The sequence below is a fragment of the Streptomyces sp. TOM-9 genome (genome assembly GCF_056858595.1).
The window spans coordinates 3,838,122-3,853,947 of record NZ_JBXEQB010000001.1 but is presented as its reverse complement, the minus strand read 5'-3'; the positions used below and the strand labels follow the sequence as shown (position 1 = coordinate 3,853,947).

Here is a 15,826-nt window from a genome sequence, read left to right as displayed (position 1 = left end):
GGGAATTCGCAGTGAAATTCCGGACAGGACCGTTCGCCGTACATACCTCCCCGTAATTCCTCACGCAAGGAGAACCCCGATGACTCGCACACGACGTCTGGTAGTCCTCACCGCTTCCGCCGCGCTGGCCGCGGGAGGTGCCCTGATCCCGACCACGGCGTTCGCCGCCCCGGCCTCGGCGCAGGCCGGCTCCGCGGTGACGCAGACCTCCCAGCAGCGGGCCGGCGCCGTCAGCGGCTACGTCAGTGACGACTACTGCTATTCCGGGGAGGACGCATACTATTACTACTACGAGGCCTGCGACATTTATTGGGGTTGAACGGACCGGATATCGCGGGATCCGATCCGAATACCGGCCGGGTGGCGAGAGCCATCCGGCCTCGGTCGTTCAGGGCCCCGTGGCCGCGGCGGTCCGCTTCAGCCGCCTGCGGCGCACCACGCGGTGGTTCCGCTTGCCGCCCGCGGCGAGCGGCCGCAGCGCGATCCACACCCGGATCTCCGCGCCGCCCAGCATCGAGGAGCCGAGCCGGACGTCGCCCCCGGTGGATTCCGCGAGGCGCCGTACGATGTCCAGCCCGAGGCCCGTGGAACCGTCGCCGCCCGCGCCCTGGCCGCGTCGCAGTGCGGCCGCCGGGTCCTTGATGCCCGGGCCTGCGTCGGAGACCAGCACGATCACCGCCTCCTGGCTGCTGTGCACGTCCACCGCGAAGGCCGTGCCCTCGGGGGTGTGCCGGAAGACGTTGCCGAGCATAGCGTCCAGCGACGCCACCAGTTCGGCCCGCGCCACCGGTACCCGCACCGGGCGTTCGACGCCCGCGGTGCTCACCTCGCGGCCCTGGTCCTCGGCGAGCGCCGACCAGAAGGCCATCCGCTCCCGGATCACCTCGGCCGCGTCGCAGCCCACCGCGACCGGCTGGCTCTGCGCCTGCTGGGCCCGTGCGGTGCGGATGATCTGGTCCACCTCGCGCTCCAGCTGCGCCACCGCGTGCCGGGTCTGCTCCCCGGCGGGGCCGTCGCCGAGCGAGGCCGCGTTGAGCCGCAGCACGGTCAGCGGGGTCCGCAGCCGGTGTGACAGGTCGGCGGCCAGCTCCCGCTCGTTGGCGAGCAGTTGCACCACCTGGTCCGCCATCGCGTTGAACGCCACGGCGGCGGAGCGCAGTTCGGCCGGGCCGTCCTCCGGGACGCGTACGGTCAGGTCCCCGCGCCCCAGGCCGTGCGCGGCCTCCGCGAGCCGCTCGGCCGGACGCACCAGGCGCGTGCCGAGCCGGTCCGCCACGGCCACCGCGCCGACGATCAGGCCCACGCCGACCAGCGCCAGCACCGCCCAGGCGGCGGTGACCCCGCGGCTGACCTCGCCGTCCGGCACGAACACCTCGACCACCGCAACCGAGCCAGAACCGACCGCGGTCGGCTGGAGCAGGGCGTAGCCCCCGGTCACCGGGACGGTGGAGGCCCGGCCCAGTTCCGACGCCCGGTCCAGGTCGGCGTCCGGGGCGTGCGGGTCGCCGATCTCCACCCCCGCCGTGCCCTCCGTCGCCGGCACCCGCACCGCGATCCGGCCGTCTGCGCCCGCCTGCGTCGAGGCCACCGCCCGCTCCAGCTGGGTGCGGTCGGTGGTGATCGCCAGCGCCGGCCCTATGGCCGCGGCCTGCCGCTCCGCGTTGCCGAGCGCCCGGTCCCGGGCCATCTCCTTGACAGTGAGCGCCAGCGGCACCGCGAAGGCGACGACGACCATGGCCGTCACCGCGACGCAGACCTTGACCAGCGCCCACCTCACCGCGGTGGCTCCAGCTTCACGCCCACCCCGCGCAGGGTGTGCAGGTAGCGCGGCCGGGCCGCCGTCTCCCCCAGCTTGCGCCGCAGCCACGACAGATGGACGTCGATGGTCTGGTCGTCGCCGTACGACTGCTGCCACACCTCCGACAGCAGCTCGCGCCGTGCCACCACCACGCCCGGCCGGGCCGCCAGGAAGGACAGCAGGTCGAACTCACGGCGGGTCAGGTCCAGCGGCGCCCCGTCCAGGAGGGCCTGGCGGCGCAGGACGTCGATCTGCAGCCCGCCCACCCGCAGCACGCGGTCCGCCTCCGCCGACCGCGAGCGGCGCAGCACCGCCGCCATGCGCGCCGACAGGTGCTCGACCGAGAACGGCTTGATGAGGTAGTCGTCGGCACCCGCGTTGAGCAGCCGCACGATCTCCGACTCGTCGTCCCGCGCCGTCGCGATGATCACCGGCACGTCCGTGATGCCGCGCAGCATCTTCAGCGCCTCGGCCCCGTCCAGGTCCGGCAGGCCGAGGTCCAGGATCACCACGTCGAAGCCGACCTGCGCGACCTCCCGCAGCGCCTCCAGGGCCGTGCCCACGCTCCGTACGGTGTGCGCGGCCTCGGTGAGGTGCCGGATGAGGGCGGAGCGCACGAACTGGTCGTCCTCGACCACGAGCACACTTGCCATGGCCCGCAACTTAGCCCATGAGGGGGATGCCGGGTGGGCGCGAGCACGTCAGAACGTGAAGCGCAACCCCCGGCTCCTTCCGGCGGGTGCGTCCGGCACTATGGGCGGATGCGAAAAGGACTGGCGCACGCCGGAGCGTGGACGCTCGCCACGAGCGCCGCCGTCGCACTGTCGTGGTTCGGCGTCCACCACGTGCTGGCGGGCACGGCCTACGACCCGCCGCGGGCCCTGCCGATCTCCGAGCCGGTCTCCGACAAGGTCCCCGCCCCCACGCAGTCCCCGGACGGCGGAGCCACCCACCGCGCGGCCGGGCCCACGGCCACCGGCCCGGCCAGGACCGCCCCCGCCACGCCGCGCACCCCCGCCTCCGCCCCGGCCCGGCCGCCCGGTTCGGCCACCCCCGCCACCACCTCCTCCGCCGACACCGGCAACGTGCACGGCTACACGGTCGAGGGCGGACGGGTCGTGCTCGACCTGGGCGAGACCTCCGCGACCCTGGTCTCGGCGACGCCCGACTCCGGCTGGGAGATGAAGGTCTGGAAGCAACCGGAGTGGATCCGCGTCGACTTCGTCTCGGCCACCACGACCTCGTCGCTCTTCTGCACCTGGAACGGGCATCCGCCCACGGTCGACACGTACAAGGCGCAGAACACGGGCGGTTAGCGGAACACCGACTCCGGGGGAGCGGGCGAGGCCGCCGCCGTGGCGTCGGTGACCGGCGCCGCGCCGCCCGCGAAGGCGTCCAGCTCCCGGCCGTGCTCGACCCGTCCCGGATGCGGGTCCGAGGCCACCCGCCGGGTGAACTCCGCCACGGGCAGTTCGCCGTCCGCGGCCACCAGGATGACGTTGCCGAAGCGCCGCCCCCGCAGGACCGCGGGATCCGCCGCCAGGCACGCGTGCGGGAAGCAGGCCCGCACCGTCGCGATCTGCGTCCGCAGGAACTCCAGCCGTCCGCCGTCCGCCACATTGGCGGCGTAGAGCCCCCCGGGCGTCAGCGTGCGCCGCACCTGCGCGAGGAACTCCGTACTGGTCAGGTGGGCGGGCGTACGGGCCCCGCCGAAGACGTCCGTGATGACCAGGTCCGCCCAGCCCTCCGGGACCTTCGCCAGGCCCTCGCGGGCGTCGCCGCCGCGCACCTTGATGCGCCAGGTGCGGTCCCAGGGCAGTTCCCGCCGCACCAGCTCGACCAGCGCGGTGTCCAGCTCCACCACCTGCTGCGTCGAGCGCGGCCGGGTCGCCGCGGTGTAGCGGGCCAGGGTCAGCGCGCCGCCGCCCAGGTGCAGCACGCGCAGCGGGCGGCCGGGCGGCGCGGCGAGGTCGACGACGTGGCCGAGCCTGCGCTGGTAGGAGAAGTCCAGGTACTCCGGGTCGCCGAGGTCGACGTGCGACTGCGGCGCCCCGTCGATCAGCAGCGACCAGCCCCGCGGCCGGTCCCGGTCCGGCACGAGCTCGGCGAGACCCCCGCCGACCTGCTCGCGTATGCCGTCCGGTGCCTTCGTCGTCCTCGTCCTGCGCGGTGCCATGCACCCCAGTATGGGCGGCAGGCGTCGCGGGGCTCAGAGCCGGTCGGCCAGCTCGATCATCCGGGCGGCCTCGCCCAGCGCGTCACGCAGCACCGCCGGGTCCGTCACGGCGCTGTCGTCGTGCGGGGGCACCAGCCAGCCGGTGCCCGCCACCGGCGGCTCCCGCAGCTCGCCGGGGACGGTGAAGCCGCCGCCCTCGGTCTGCGTGCAGGCGCTGCCCGGCATGTCCCAGCCGTCGGCCGTGCCCGGCGGCACCAGGAAGCCGAGGCTGTGACCGGAGCTGTCGTGCAGCACGGGTCCGAGACCGGTCCGCATGCGCAGGATGTCCACGGCCTCCAGTCCCTGCCGGGCCGGGACGGTGACCAGATCCCATGGTTCGTCCAACAAGGCGAATCCTCCTTGGGGTCGGACGGTGGGTTGCACGGTGTCCAACGCGCGCGGACGTCAACGGCTACGCCCGCTTGACGCCGACAGGGGTGGCGTTTCATGGCGAATGGAGGGTGAGATATCCCTTTTGTAGCCAAACCCACGGTACTCGGGCTCTCACAGCGAGTACGGTCGTCGCGCCGCCAACCGGCACCGCACCGACCGTCCAACGGGAGCCCGGCGATGCATTCGTCACCTTCCACCCCCAACACAGCCTTCCGGCGCCTGCGCGGAGACCGGTCCCCCGGTGAGTTCGCCGCCGCCGTGCGCCGCGCGGGGCGGGACATCGGCGAACAGGTCAGCTGCGACGCCCGCTACATCGGCCGCGTGGAGTCGGGGGAGATCCGCTGCCCCAACTACGCCTACGAGCGGGTCTTCCGGCACATGTTCCCCGGCCGCGACCTCGCCGACATGGGCTTCGAGCCGCGTGAGCTGGTCCGCGGCCGGCGCGGCACGGCGGTCCCGGCCCCCCGGCCGGCCCCGTACGAGACCGAGACCGACGAGGAGAGCGACGTGCTGCGTCGCGCGTTCATGACCGGCGGCCCGGCCGCCATCGCCACGACCCTGATGCTGGGGCCCGCCGCCGCGGCGGAGCCGGTGCACAAGGTCGGCAGACCCCAGGCCCGGGCCGTCCGCGCGGCCGTCCGCGAGATCCGCCTGCACGACGACCGGCACGGCGCCGGCGCGCTCTACCGCCAGGCCGGCCACTCCCTCGGGGCCGCCTACCGCCTCCTCGACGAGGGCACCTACAGCCAGGCCGTCGCCGAGGACCTGATGGGCGGCGCCGGTGAACTCGCCATCTCCGTGGGCTGGCTGGCCCACGACTCCGGGCGCCTCGCCGACGCCCGCTCCTTCTACGGCGAGGCCCTCGCCACCGCCCGCATGGCCGGCGACCGCGCCCTGGAGGCGCACGCCTTCTGCAACGCCTCCTTCCTCGCCCGCGATGCCGGGCGCCCCCGCGAGGCCGTCCGCGCGGCCCAGGCCGCCCAGCAGGCCGCCCGCCACCTCGGCTCGCCGCGCCTGCTCTCGCTGCTCGCCCTCCGCGAGGCGGGCGGGTGGGCCGGTCTCGGCGACCGCCCCGGCTGTGAACGCGCCCTCGCCCGTGCCCAGACCCTGTTCGGCAGCGGCCCCCGCGCCGCGGACCCCGAGTGGATGACCTTCTACGGCGAGGCCGAACTCGCCGGGCTGGAGGCCCAGTCCTGGTCCGCCCTCGGCGACCACCACCGCGCCGTCGAGCACGCGCGGCGCGCGGTCGGCCTGCAGGCGCCGCACTTCACGCGCAACGCCGCGCTGTACACCGCGGAACTCGCCGACAACCTCGCCTCCGCCCGCCTCGTCGACGAGGCCACGGACGCCGGCATCCGCGTCCTGGACCTCCTGGGCCGCGTCCAGTCCCCGCGCGTGCGGGGCATGCTCTCCTCCACCGCCCAGACCCTCCAGCCGTACTCCCGGCGCAAGGACGTCGCCGAATTCCTGCGCAGGCAGGCGCAGTCGCGGCCGGCGTGAACCGGCGCGCTCCGCGGTGCCGGTGGCCGCGTCAGACGTGGAAGTCCTCCGCGTCCGGCAGAACGCTCCCGGAAAGGCGGCGGGCGAAGGCCTCGTAGGCGTCGTGGCCCAGGAAGTACGGCCCGGTGGGGTGCTGGCAGAACACCCGGCCCAGGTCGTCGACCAGCACGATCCCGCCTTCCGAGGTCTCGTACCCGACGGGGAGCACCGGCCGGCGCAGGTTGCCGCCGAGCTCGGCGAAATCCTCGGCGTCGCCCTCGTAACCGACGTCCGGGCGGACGACGAGAGCGATCTCTGGTGCCTTCGGGTACGGCAGGCGGAGCAGCCCGTACGTGTGCAGGAAGCGCAGTGCGGCGGCGGACGCGGTGAGCGGGAAGCCCTGGCGCTCGGCGTCACGCAGCCGGAAGGCGAGGTGACCGGCGATCGGGTCCCGAACGTCCCGCCCGGCGTACCAGCCGTGCTCTTCCAGCCACCGCCGGACGGTCCCCTCGTGCGTCGAACCGCCGCTGCCCTCGTGGCGTCGAGCAGATGGGTCTCCTGCTCCTCGCACCGCTACGCCCACAGCCGGTCGAGGTGGAGCCGGAGGCCGTACGTACCGCCGGGGCCGGTGACCGTGAGGGCGCCGTCGGGGGCGAGGGCGATGGCGTCCGCGCGGTGCAGCAGCGGAAGAGGGTGGACGCGGGCGTCGAGCAGGTTCCAGACGCTCGCGCGGCCGTCGGCCCAGGCGGCGACGGCGACCGGGCCGTGGGCGGGGGTGTCCGCGGCGGCCAGGGCGGTGATGACGGAGTCGCGCCGCTCCACGGGGTCCGGCATCGGTTCGTCCGAGGTCGCCCACAGGCGCAGGGTGCCGTCCAGCCCGCCGCTGAGGCAGAACGACAGGTCGTGCAGGGCCGAGTGGACGTGCGCGACCGCGGAGACGGGGGCCTGGTGCAGGGGGCGGCTCACGGGCCCGGGGTCGTATGCGGGGGAGCGCCACACGTGGACGCGGCCCTCGGCGTCACCGACGACCAGGAGACCGGAGGAGGGCACCGAGGCCAGGGCCGAGGGGACGTCCGGGTTGTGGCGGTGGGCGGCCTCACCGAAGGCGACCGTGCCGGGCGGGAAGGCGTGCAGAAGCTGGTCGCGGTCGAGGAGCAGCAGGCCGTCGCCGAGGGCCGCCAGGGCTACGGGCCGTACCTCGGTGGGGGAGGGCACCCTGCGCAGGTCCGCACCCGTGACGGGGTCGAGGGAGTGCAGCCGGCCGAGGGGATCGGCCGCGAGCAGCTCCCCCTCGACCGTGCCGGGGCCGAGGGCGGTGAAGGACTCGCCGGGGCGGAACCACTCGGCGGTCCAGGTGTGCCGGTCGGCGATGGGGCGCAGCAGCGCGGCCATCTGGGGTGCGTCGGCGAGCGCGGCGGCGTGCAGGACGGCGGCGCGCTCGGGGTCGCTCATGCCGGGGGTCGTCAGCACGGGCGCCGCGCGGCGCCACACGGGGGCCAGCACCGCGGGGGCCGCGGCCGCGGTGTCCGGGTCGGAGAGGGCCGCCGTCACGGCCGTCGCGGAGCCGTGGACGAGGAAGCCCGCGTCGCGCAGCAGCCGGTCCGCCGTACCGGCGGCGACGGCGTGGCCGAGCACGTGCTCGCGGGCGTAGGAGCTGGTCAGGGCACGGGACTTGAGGACGTCGACGATGCGTTCGTCCAGGCCCGCGGCGACGGGCCCGCCGGGCGGCACCTCGTACCCGGACCCCTCGGGCAGGCGCTCCACGGCGGCAGCGACGGCCTCCGACGCCGACGGGTCGCCCGTCAGGTGCGCGTGCAGCAACTCCCACACGTCCCGGGGGACCGGGCCGTGCAGCGCGGCCAGCGTGTGCAGCGCGGGGCGGGCCGCCTCGGGCAGCCGCACCCACCACACGGCCGGTACGGCCCCTTCGGCGGGCGGCCCGGGCACCGTCGCGGCCAGGCGGGCCGTCGCCGGGTGCGGGAACACCTGGTCCGCGGTGAAGGCGGCGCCGGCGGGGGCCAGACCGGCGTACCAGGCGGCGAACTCCGCGCGATCGGTCAGTGCGGGGTCGTCCAGGTCGACCACGAAGGCGCCGTCGGGAACGCTCCCGACGTCTCCCGCTTCGAGCAGCACGCGCACGTGCGGGAAGCCCAGCAGGGGGTCCACGAGGCCCTCCCGGCAGCCCGGCCCGGCGCGGTGCAGGTCGGCGAAGCCCACGGTCAGCGGCCGCGGGTCGGCCAGGATCCGTCCCAGCAGGTCATCCGGGGAGAGCGGCCCGTAGCCCAGTTGCCGCCCCAGTTCCCAGGACACGGCGTCCACGGTCAGACCGCGGGCGGGGGCGAGCCCGTGCACCATGGTGCCGGGGGCCTCGTGCGCGCCGGCCACGAACCACGCCAGCAGATGGCTCTTGCCGGCACCGGGGGAACCGGTCACCGCCAGCGGTGCCTTGGTGCCCGACGTCGCCCACTCCAGGACCCGCCGGCCCGCGGGCCCCCGGCCGGCCCCGAGAGCGGGCCGGTCCGCCGTCCCCAGTTCGCCGTCCATGTTCCTCAGCCTTCCTGTGCCGCCGCCTCGCGCAGCTTCCGGATGCCGGCGGCCCGGGACTCGGCCGTCTCCCCGTAGGGGAAGTTGTGCGTCAGCCCGGCTTCCGGGAAGAGGTCCGCGAGCATCATCGAGCAGTAGTGCCCCGGCATGAAGCACGACTCCAGTTCGGTGTGGATGCGCCTGACCTGCTCCGGTTCCACCCCGGCCGCCCGCAGGTTCGCCCACAGCCGCTCCTCGGGGTGCACGCAGATCCCGCCCGAGGAGGTCAGGATCTTCGCCTCCCCGTCGGCGTCGACGACCTCGAACGCCGCGAACCACTCCGCGCTCGCGGTGTCCCGGAGGTCGTCCAGCACCTGCGGCCACCAGTCCTCGCGGTCCGCGAACGCCGTCCCGTCCAGTTCCCGCAGCCGCGTCTCCAGCGCCGCGAACGCCTGCGACGCCGTCTCGGGCCGGTTGGTGGCCGCGATCGCCGTGAGGGCCTCGTCCAGTGCCAGCAGGCTCCGGGCGAACGCCTCCAGGGTGCCGTTCACATGCCGCTCGGGCTCGTCGTACTCCACGAGGACGCCGCGTACGGCGCCGTCGGGGGCCAGGCAGATCTCGTACCCGCGGTCGTTGCCGAGCCGTACGTACTCGCGCGCCCGTTCGGGAACTCCCACCTCAAGGGTCGCCGCGTACTCGACCAGCGACTCCGGATCCTCCGGCGCGGTCGCGAAATACGGTCCCACCTGGAGCGGCACCACCACGCCCGGAGCGCTCGCGAAGCGGCGGACGCCGCCCTCGCCGAACCGCGCGACCACGGGTTGCCCAAGGTCGGTCACTTGCCCTCTTCCTCCTCGACGGGCGCTCCGTCGCGTCGGTCCGTCAGTAATGCTCGGCGATGCTTTCCAGGAGGCGCGTGTACGTGCCCTCCTCGTCGGCCAGCGCGCCGGGGTCGACGGAGCGGAAGCGCGCCGTGATCCGCTCCACGGTCTCCTCACGGAGTCGTCGGTCCGTGCCGTCGGCGTAGTTGGCCCGCTCCTCGTACAGAACGGTCAGGAACTCCGCGAGTTCGGCGAGACCCGGGTGAAGCGGCTCGGAGAGGGACTCGCCCTGGGGGAGTGCGTGGACGGAACCGTCGACGCCGTCCACGACCAGACCGTCGTCGTAGCCGATCCAGCCGATGAAGACCCAGCTGTCCGATGTCCGCGGGAGGTCCTCCATGTCGCCGAAGAATTCGTACACCTCACCCGCGAGCCTCATGCCGCCGGCGACGCCCGGTTCCAGTCCGAACAGGAAGTCCTTGGGATCCGGAAGGCCCGCCCCGGCGAGGAAACGCCTGGTCTCCCTATGCGTGATGGCCGGGTTGAGGGAGTCCTCGGGTACACGGACGACGGCCTCGGGCCCGAAGACCTCAACGAGATGTGCGTGCGTCTGCTCGAGCGACATTCACCGGTCCTTCCTGCTCCTCGCCATGACGCCGCACTACCTGTCGGTGGGCGTCGGACCAGCGGAGTCTACTCATCACGCCCGACCGTGACGTTGCTTGAGCCGCTCCATGTAGCGCTGGTGCTCCTCGTTGCCGGCGTCCTCGCTCGCCTTGGTGGGCCCGTACTGGAACGTGTGTTCCACCGAGGCGTTGGGGAAGTAGTGCTGCAGCCATGCGGCGCACACGGGTGACCTGCGTTCGCAGGGTGCTCTCTCCGTGTAGAGCTCCGTGATGTGGTCCCGGTTCCCGGTGTTCATGATGGGGACGCCGAGCACCCGCTCGGAGTGCGCGTAGATGGCGCGGTTGCTCCGCCCGACGAGGATGAACTCACCTCCCCGGTCGTCCTTGTAGCGGACCGCGGCGTAGTTGTTGTCGCCGTAGTCGCCCGTGCCGTTGTGCGCCTGGCGCGCCAGTTGGGTGGCTCGCGCCAGTTCCGACCCGCCCTCGGGAATCTGGCGCGAGTCCACCTTGGTCCGGATGTCGCCCTTCTTCTTCGGCGGAAGCGGGTAGTCACCCTTCTTGATGGGGGTCGTGGAGGACTTGCCGCCCGTGATGTTGTGGATCCCCGACGTGTCCAGGGGGTGCACGTCGCTCGTCGAGGCGTTGGGATGGACCCGCTGGACCCTGCCGTCGTCGTGCAGCAGGTAGACCGGGGTCGGGTTGTTGGGATCGCGGTTCCGGGCCCCGTGAATGGTGTTCAGTTCGGTCGCGATGTGGTCGTCGTTGTCGCGGTGGTTCTGGTGCATCTGCTTGAGGCCCTTGCGCATGTCGCCGCGCAGATGGCCCACGGCCTTCTCGGCCGCCTCGCCGATGCCGTCCACGATCTTCGTGGCGATCGGCATGACGTGCTCGGCGATCTCGCCGCGGCCGCCGGTGCGGCTCTTGGCGTTGCGGGCCCGGCCCAGGTGCCCCTTCGACTTGCCGTGCAGGGAGCCGGTGATGCCGTCGAGCTGGGTGTCGATCCGGTCGAAGCTGTCCCCGTCGCTCTGGAAGTGACTGCCGCCGCCGCCCCCGCCACCGGTGCCCCCGCCCCCGCCCCCGCCGCCTCCGGCGCTGGCGAGGGTGAAGCTGTCGGCCTGCTTCTTGGCGCCGTCGACGCCCTCGCCGAAGCCCTCCTTGCCGGCGTCGGCGGTCCGGCCGAGGTCGACGCCCTTCTGCAGGCCGAGGGCGTTGGAACCGACCTGGATGATCAGGTCGGCCGCCATCGACTCCAAGGCGGCGTAGATCGGGGCGGTGGCGATGGACATCAGCTGGTCGACGACCTGGTTGATGACCTCGCGGAAGATCTTCTTCACGATCATCCGGGTCGCCTGGGTCGCGGCGGCCCCGGCGAAGCTCGACAGCCCGAGCGTGAAGGGGGCGGAGGCGATGGTCGCGACGATCTCGGCTGCCAGGATGCCGAGTTGGACGATCGCCGCGACCTTGGCGACTTCGATCGCGATCGCCACCCCGTCGAGCGCCATCGCCCCCATCCGCGCGGCCTCGGCGAGATTGGCCAGATGCGTGCCCTTGACCTTGCCCCAGTGCGCCTCGAAGGCGTCCATCGCGGCGCCCGCGTTCGCGCCCAGCAGCTCCTGCACGGCGGTGTGGGCGTCCATGGCACCGCCGTCGATGTCGTCCGCGAAGTCCCGCAGCGACGTGGCCATCTCGCGGTAGTCGTCCTCGTCGACGTTCGGCCATGCGATGCCGATCAGGTCGAGCACGTACGCCAGCTCGTCGGGCAGTACGACACCCACCGCGGACACCCCCGTGTCTTCTCTTGACTGCAGCTGCAGAAATTTTGACGCTACGTGAGCGGCTCCAGTTCCTCAACTGCCTTGGGAATGAAGGACCGTGTCTCGGACGGGTCGCCTGGGGGCGCCGTCGCCGCGCACATCACCCGGCTCAAGCAGCACCGGGCCGTGGCCACCGGGTACGGCACGTGATCGCCCGGACCGGTCCTGGCGCCGCGGCCGGACGGCGACGCCAGCGCGGCGGTATGCGCCGTACGACATGGCGTCGTTCCCGTCGAGGAGGATCACGTACGCGTCGCCCCGCGACCAGCGGACGTGCCGAATGGCGTCGATGTCCTCGTAGGGCCAGGGGCCCGCGGGTTCCGGCTCGCCGAGCCGGTCGCGCAGCAGCGCGGCCACCCGCTGGTACTCGGCGTCGTGGTCCTCCGCCGTCGCCTCGTGCCGCACGTCGGGGCGGCTGTGCCAGGGCCCGAACTCGTTGTCCCACTCGGCCGGGTCGTCGGGGTCGGCGAAGTACGCGAAGGGGTGCAGGACGTAGCTCCCCGCACCGCATCCGGCGTGGGCGCACACGGCGTCGGGGGACCCGTCGTCCATGCAGCCGGGCCGTTCGCCCAGCTCCAGCCACCAGTCGTCGACGCCCTCCTCACGCCCGGGGAGGAACTGGACCTCCCACCAGCCGATGACCGGCCCCTCCTCCTCGTTCTCCGGGACCTCCCAGCCGTTGGCCACGAACGCGTCCTCGACCGCCCGGCTGCTCCACGGCAGGTCCGCCAGAGCGATCATCCGGTCCACGAAAGCCGCGTCGGCGCCGAAGAGTTGTATCGCCATGGCACGCGACCCTAGCGGCCCGGCCTAGGCTGCCCCCATGTCAGGACCGCAAATGCCGCAGATCCGCGCCTTCGTCACCGCCTTCGCCCGCCGCCAGGCCGCGCGCACCGTCGACCTCCCCGGTGGCTTCGCCGTCCTCGACGACGCCTACGCGTACTCGCACGGCAACAACCACGTGGTCGTGGACGGCGCCGTGGATCCCGAGGCGCTGCCGGCCCTCGCCGACGAGGCGCTGGGCCACCTGAAGCACCGCGCGATCACCGTCCTGGACGACGCCACGGGCACCGCCTGCGCCGCGCCCCTGATCCGCGCCGGCTACCACCACTGCGCCGAGCTCGTCATGCTGCACACCGGCCCGGTACCGGACGGCGGCCCCGCGGCGGAAGTGGACCTCGACGCCTTCCGCGCCCCCCTCGCCCGGCGCTGGCGCGGCTTCCTCCCGGAGGCCGACGACGAGGTCATCCGCCAGCTCGTCGACCGCCGCGAGGTCCGCCGACGCGGTGCGGACGTCGTCCGTTTCATCGGCGCGCGGACGCCCGAGGGCGACGTCGCCTCCTGGGCGGACCTCTACATCGACCCCGCCTCCGGCACCGCCCAGATCGAGGACCTCATCACCTCCGAGGCCCACCTCGGCCGCGGCCACGCCGACGCCGTCCTGTCCACGGCGCTGCGCGAGGCCGTCGACGCCGGGTGCGCCACCCGCTTCCTCGTCGCCGACGCGGACGACTGGCCCCGGCAGTGGTACGCGCGCCGCGGCTTCACGGCCATCGGCCGCTTCCACAGCTTCGGACGCGGCTGACAGCGCCGTTCCGTAGTCTTGTGACCACGGGGAGTGCGGGGGTGGGTGCGTATGACCGGCGAGGTGACCCAGCCGCCGATGGCGTGGCGGTACTGCGGCAACCAGGTCAAGCTCTGGCGTGAGCAAGCGGGCGTCACGCGCGAGCAGTTGGCGCGCGAGGCGGCGTACGGCTACGAGACCGTGAAGTCCATGGAGCAGGGCCGACGCCGGCCCAGTTCCCGCTTCCTGCAGATCGCGGATCATCTGTGCGGGGCCCAGGGGAAGCTGGCCGCAGCGGAGGCGTACCTCAAGCCGGAGAAGTTTCCGGCGAGGTCCCAGGACTTCTTCCGCTACGAAGCGGAGGCGGTGAGCCTCTGGTCGTACGAACCGCTGCTGATCCCCGGGCTGCTCCAGATCGAGGCCACCGTGCGCGCGCTGCTCGGAGCGCACCGGCCGCCGCTTGACGACGCGGTCCTGGAAGAACGGGTCCGGGCACGGCTGGAACGCCAGTCACTGCTGCGGCGCAGTCCACCCGTCGAGTTCAGCTTCGTGGTGTACGAGGCGGCCCTGCGCTGTCCCGTGGGTGGCACGGACACGGCGAAGCGGCAGCTCGTGCACCTGCTGGAGGTGGCCGAGCTGCGCAACGTCTCCTTGCAGGTGCTGCCCTTCGCCGCCGGTGCTCACCCCGGACTCAACGGGCCCATCGTGCTGCTGGAGACCCGGGAGCACGAACGCCTCGCCCTCACGGAGGGGCAGTCCCTCAGTCTGCTGACAGCGGACCCCGAACAGGTGGGTGCGCTGACGCAACGGCATGGCATGATCCGGACGGAGGCCCTCGGCGCCGACGAATCGGCGCGGTTCATCAAGCGGATGGCGGGTGAGGCATGAGCGGCGAACTGTCCTGGCGCAAGTCGACGTACAGCGACACCGAAGGCAGCAACTGCGTCGAGGTCGCCACCACCCCCCACCGCGTGCACGTCCGGGACAGCAAGGACCCGGACGGCCCCTCCCTCTCCTTCACCCCCGCCGCGTGGACGGAGTTCCTCCGCGGCGTGGGACGGGACGCGGCACCCCCCTCCGAGTAGTGCGCCGCGTCCCGCCGGTCCGTCAGGACGCGGTGTCCGCCTCCGCCGCGTCGGGGAGCGCGCCCGTGCGGGCGACGCCCGCGTACCAGAGTGCGCTGGACTTCGGGATGCGCTCCTGCGTCTCGTAGTCGACGTAGACCGCGCCGAAGCGCTTGTCGTACCCGTACGCCCACTCGAAGTTGTCCATCAGGGACCACAGGAAGTAGCCCCGCACGTCGGCGCCGTCGCGCATCGCGCGGTGGACCGCCTCCAGGTGGACGCGCAGGTACTCCACGCGCTCGGGGTCGTGCACGGCACCGTCGGGGCCCACGGAGTCCTCGTAGGCCGCGCCGTTCTCGGTGATGAGCAGCGGCAGGTCGGGGAACTCGCGGTTCATCCGCATCAGCAGGTCGTACAGGCCCGTGGGGTCGACGGACCAGCCCATCGCCGTCCGCTCGCCAGGGGGCTGGTGGAAGGCGACGTCGTCCGCGCCCGGCCAGGGGGAGAACGCGCTGGAGCCGTGGCCGTCGCTGCGCGGCCCGTCGACGGAAGCGCCGTCCGACACCAGGGTGGGCGTGTAGTAGTTGATGCCGAGCACGTCCAGCGGGTGGCGCTTGATCGCGGCGAGGTCGCCGTCCTGGACGAAGGACCAGTCGGTCAGGCCGCGGGTGTCCTCCAGCAGGTCCTGCGGGTACGCGCCCTTGAGCAGGGGGCCGGTGAAGACCCGGTTGCCGACGGCGTCGATGCGGCGCGCGGCGTCCACGTCGGCGGCGGAGCCGGTGAGCGCGCGGACCTGGTGCAGGTTGAGCGTGATGCCGAGCTGGGCGCGGGCCGGGAGGACCGAGCGCAGCGCCTCGGCGGCGCGGCCGTGGCCGAGGTTGAGGTGGTGGGCGGCGCGCAGGGCGGCGACCGGGTCGGTGCGGCCCGGGGCGTGGACGCCGGAGCCGTAGCCGAGGAAGGCGCTGCACCAGGGCTCGTTGAGGGTGGTCCACAGCTGGACGCGGTCGCCGAGGGCCTCGGCGACGATCCGCGCGTACTCGCCGAAGCGCTCCGCGGTGTCGCGGGCGGGCCAGCCGCCGGCGTCCTCGAGCTCCTGCGGCAGGTCCCAGTGGTAAAGGGTGACGGCCGGCTGGATGCCGTGCTCCAGCAGCTCGTCGGTGAGCGCGCGGTAGAAGTCGAGGCCGCGCTCCACCGCCGGCCCGCGGCCGGTGGGCTGGACGCGGGACCAGGAGACGGAGAACCGGTAGGCGCTCAGGCCGAGGTCGGCCATGAGGCGCACGTCGTCACGGAACCGGTGGTAGTGGTCCGCGGCGACGTCGCCGGTGTGGCCCTCGAAGACCTTGCCGGGGGTGTGGCTGAAGGTGTCCCAGATCGACGGGGTGCGCCCGTCCTCTGCAGCGGCGCCCTCGATCTGGTACGCGGCGGTGGCCGCACCCCACAGGAAGCCGGGCGGGAACTGGTGGCCGCCTACTGCGGCGGTGCCGCTCGCTGCGGGACGAATGTCGGACGCTGTCATACGGGAGCGCTCC

17 protein-coding genes are annotated in these 15,826 nt (G+C 73.3%); 6 read left to right on the top strand and 11 right to left on the bottom strand.

Going from position 1 to position 15,826, the window contains the following annotated elements:
• Positions 1 to 79 precede the first annotated feature (79 nt).
• On the top strand, positions 80 to 319 hold the full coding sequence (locus AC1VWI_RS17940) for a hypothetical protein (protein ID WP_499512028.1): 240 nt from the start codon (positions 80 to 82) through the stop codon (positions 317 to 319).
• A gap of 69 nt (positions 320 to 388) precedes the next feature.
• Here AC1VWI_RS17940 and AC1VWI_RS17935 read toward each other — a convergent pair whose 3' ends face one another.
• Together AC1VWI_RS17935 and AC1VWI_RS17930 are read right to left on the bottom strand one after the other, a co-directional pair.
• Positions 389 to 1,777, bottom strand: a complete 1,389-nt coding sequence (locus AC1VWI_RS17935) for a sensor histidine kinase (protein ID WP_499512027.1) — start codon at positions 1,775 to 1,777, stop codon at positions 389 to 391.
• Positions 1,774 to 2,451 (bottom strand): response regulator transcription factor, encoded by a 678-nt coding sequence (locus tag AC1VWI_RS17930; RefSeq protein ID WP_499512026.1) that lies wholly within the window; start codon positions 2,449 to 2,451, stop codon positions 1,774 to 1,776. Before AC1VWI_RS17930 ends, AC1VWI_RS17935 begins: the two co-directional genes overlap by 4 nt.
• A gap of 108 nt (positions 2,452 to 2,559) precedes the next feature.
• On the opposite strand from AC1VWI_RS17930, the gene AC1VWI_RS17925 reads away from it, so the two are divergent.
• On the top strand, positions 2,560 to 3,114 hold the full coding sequence (locus AC1VWI_RS17925) for a hypothetical protein (RefSeq protein WP_499512025.1): 555 nt from the start codon (positions 2,560 to 2,562) through the stop codon (positions 3,112 to 3,114).
• Here AC1VWI_RS17925 and AC1VWI_RS17920 read toward each other — a convergent pair.
• Positions 3,111 to 3,974 (bottom strand): spermidine synthase, encoded by an 864-nt coding sequence (locus AC1VWI_RS17920; protein ID WP_499512024.1) that lies wholly within the window; start codon positions 3,972 to 3,974, stop codon positions 3,111 to 3,113. The genes AC1VWI_RS17925 and AC1VWI_RS17920 overlap by 4 nt on opposite strands.
• 33 nt (positions 3,975 to 4,007) lie before the next feature.
• Positions 4,008 to 4,406, bottom strand: coding sequence for a hypothetical protein (locus AC1VWI_RS17915; RefSeq protein ID WP_499512023.1), 399 nt, complete (start codon positions 4,404 to 4,406; stop codon positions 4,008 to 4,010).
• Between the two features lie 177 nt (positions 4,407 to 4,583).
• Between AC1VWI_RS17915 and AC1VWI_RS17910 the strand changes: the two genes are divergently transcribed.
• Positions 4,584 to 5,906 carry an NsdA family TPR-like regulatory protein gene (locus tag AC1VWI_RS17910; protein WP_499512022.1) on the top strand — a complete coding sequence of 441 codons (1,323 nt, stop codon included), beginning with the start codon at positions 4,584 to 4,586 and terminating at the stop codon, positions 5,904 to 5,906.
• A 31-nt stretch (positions 5,907 to 5,937) separates the two neighbouring features.
• On the opposite strand, the gene AC1VWI_RS17905 is transcribed toward AC1VWI_RS17910, so the two are convergent.
• The 6 genes from AC1VWI_RS17905 to AC1VWI_RS17880 form a co-directional block, all read right to left on the bottom strand.
• Positions 5,938 to 6,456 (bottom strand): SUKH-3 domain-containing protein, encoded by a 519-nt coding sequence (locus AC1VWI_RS17905; RefSeq protein WP_499512021.1) that lies wholly within the window; start codon positions 6,454 to 6,456, stop codon positions 5,938 to 5,940.
• Positions 6,457 to 6,458: 2 nt separating this feature from the next.
• Positions 6,459 to 8,429, bottom strand: coding sequence for a hypothetical protein (locus AC1VWI_RS17900; RefSeq protein WP_499512020.1), 1,971 nt, complete (start codon positions 8,427 to 8,429; stop codon positions 6,459 to 6,461).
• A 5-nt stretch (positions 8,430 to 8,434) separates the two neighbouring features.
• Positions 8,435 to 9,247: a nucleic acid/nucleotide deaminase domain-containing protein gene (locus AC1VWI_RS17895; RefSeq protein WP_499512019.1), complete on the bottom strand. Its 813-nt coding sequence runs from the start codon at positions 9,245 to 9,247 to the stop codon at positions 8,435 to 8,437.
• 43 nt (positions 9,248 to 9,290) lie between these two features.
• Positions 9,291 to 9,854 (bottom strand): SUKH-4 family immunity protein, encoded by a 564-nt coding sequence (locus AC1VWI_RS17890; RefSeq protein WP_499512018.1) that lies wholly within the window; start codon positions 9,852 to 9,854, stop codon positions 9,291 to 9,293.
• A 75-nt stretch (positions 9,855 to 9,929) separates the two neighbouring features.
• Positions 9,930 to 11,630 (bottom strand): nucleic acid/nucleotide deaminase domain-containing protein, encoded by a 1,701-nt coding sequence (locus AC1VWI_RS17885; protein WP_499512017.1) that lies wholly within the window; start codon positions 11,628 to 11,630, stop codon positions 9,930 to 9,932.
• A 72-nt stretch (positions 11,631 to 11,702) separates the two neighbouring features.
• Entirely contained in the window at positions 11,703 to 12,455 is a 753-nt protein-coding gene (locus AC1VWI_RS17880) for a hypothetical protein (protein WP_499512016.1), read from the bottom strand.
• Between the two features lie 37 nt (positions 12,456 to 12,492).
• On the opposite strand from AC1VWI_RS17880, the gene AC1VWI_RS17875 reads away from it, so the two are divergent.
• The 3 genes from AC1VWI_RS17875 to AC1VWI_RS17865 are packed head-to-tail and all read left to right on the top strand — an operon-like array spanning position 12,493 to position 14,318.
• Complete coding sequence (locus AC1VWI_RS17875; protein WP_499512015.1) at positions 12,493 to 13,254, top strand: GNAT family N-acetyltransferase; 762 nt, start codon at positions 12,493 to 12,495, stop codon at positions 13,252 to 13,254.
• A 51-nt stretch (positions 13,255 to 13,305) separates the two neighbouring features.
• Positions 13,306 to 14,121 (top strand): helix-turn-helix domain-containing protein, encoded by an 816-nt coding sequence (locus AC1VWI_RS17870; protein ID WP_499512014.1) that lies wholly within the window; start codon positions 13,306 to 13,308, stop codon positions 14,119 to 14,121.
• Positions 14,118 to 14,318: a DUF397 domain-containing protein gene (locus AC1VWI_RS17865; protein WP_499512013.1), complete on the top strand. Its 201-nt coding sequence runs from the start codon at positions 14,118 to 14,120 to the stop codon at positions 14,316 to 14,318. Before AC1VWI_RS17870 ends, AC1VWI_RS17865 begins: the two co-directional genes overlap by 4 nt.
• Positions 14,319 to 14,340: 22 nt before the next feature.
• On the opposite strand, the gene AC1VWI_RS17860 is transcribed toward AC1VWI_RS17865, so the two are convergent.
• On the bottom strand, positions 14,341 to 15,813 hold the full coding sequence (locus tag AC1VWI_RS17860) for a GH1 family beta-glucosidase (RefSeq protein ID WP_499512012.1): 1,473 nt from the start codon (positions 15,811 to 15,813) through the stop codon (positions 14,341 to 14,343).
• Positions 15,814 to 15,826: the final 13 nt, after the last annotated feature.

What these genes read in the sequence shown, in the direction of transcription:
- AC1VWI_RS17940 (WP_499512028.1), top strand. Translation starts at nt 80, where the DNA reads ATGACTCGCACACGACGTCTGGTAGTCCTCACCGCTTCCGCCGCGCTG.
- AC1VWI_RS17930 (WP_499512026.1), bottom strand. Translation starts at nt 2,451, where the DNA reads ATGGCAAGTGTGCTCGTGGTCGAGGACGACCAGTTCGTGCGCTCCGCC.
- AC1VWI_RS17925 (WP_499512025.1), top strand. Translation starts at nt 2,560, where the DNA reads ATGCGAAAAGGACTGGCGCACGCCGGAGCGTGGACGCTCGCCACGAGC.
- AC1VWI_RS17920 (WP_499512024.1), bottom strand. Translation starts at nt 3,974, where the DNA reads ATGGCACCGCGCAGGACGAGGACGACGAAGGCACCGGACGGCATACGC.
- AC1VWI_RS17910 (WP_499512022.1), top strand. Translation starts at nt 4,584, where the DNA reads ATGCATTCGTCACCTTCCACCCCCAACACAGCCTTCCGGCGCCTGCGC.
- AC1VWI_RS17900 (WP_499512020.1), bottom strand. Translation starts at nt 8,429, where the DNA reads ATGGACGGCGAACTGGGGACGGCGGACCGGCCCGCTCTCGGGGCCGGC.
- AC1VWI_RS17890 (WP_499512018.1), bottom strand. Translation starts at nt 9,854, where the DNA reads ATGTCGCTCGAGCAGACGCACGCACATCTCGTTGAGGTCTTCGGGCCC.
- AC1VWI_RS17880 (WP_499512016.1), bottom strand. Translation starts at nt 12,455, where the DNA reads ATGGCGATACAACTCTTCGGCGCCGACGCGGCTTTCGTGGACCGGATG.
- AC1VWI_RS17875 (WP_499512015.1), top strand. Translation starts at nt 12,493, where the DNA reads ATGTCAGGACCGCAAATGCCGCAGATCCGCGCCTTCGTCACCGCCTTC.
- AC1VWI_RS17870 (WP_499512014.1), top strand. Translation starts at nt 13,306, where the DNA reads ATGACCGGCGAGGTGACCCAGCCGCCGATGGCGTGGCGGTACTGCGGC.
- AC1VWI_RS17865 (WP_499512013.1), top strand. Translation starts at nt 14,118, where the DNA reads ATGAGCGGCGAACTGTCCTGGCGCAAGTCGACGTACAGCGACACCGAA.
- AC1VWI_RS17860 (WP_499512012.1), bottom strand. Translation starts at nt 15,813, where the DNA reads ATGACAGCGTCCGACATTCGTCCCGCAGCGAGCGGCACCGCCGCAGTA.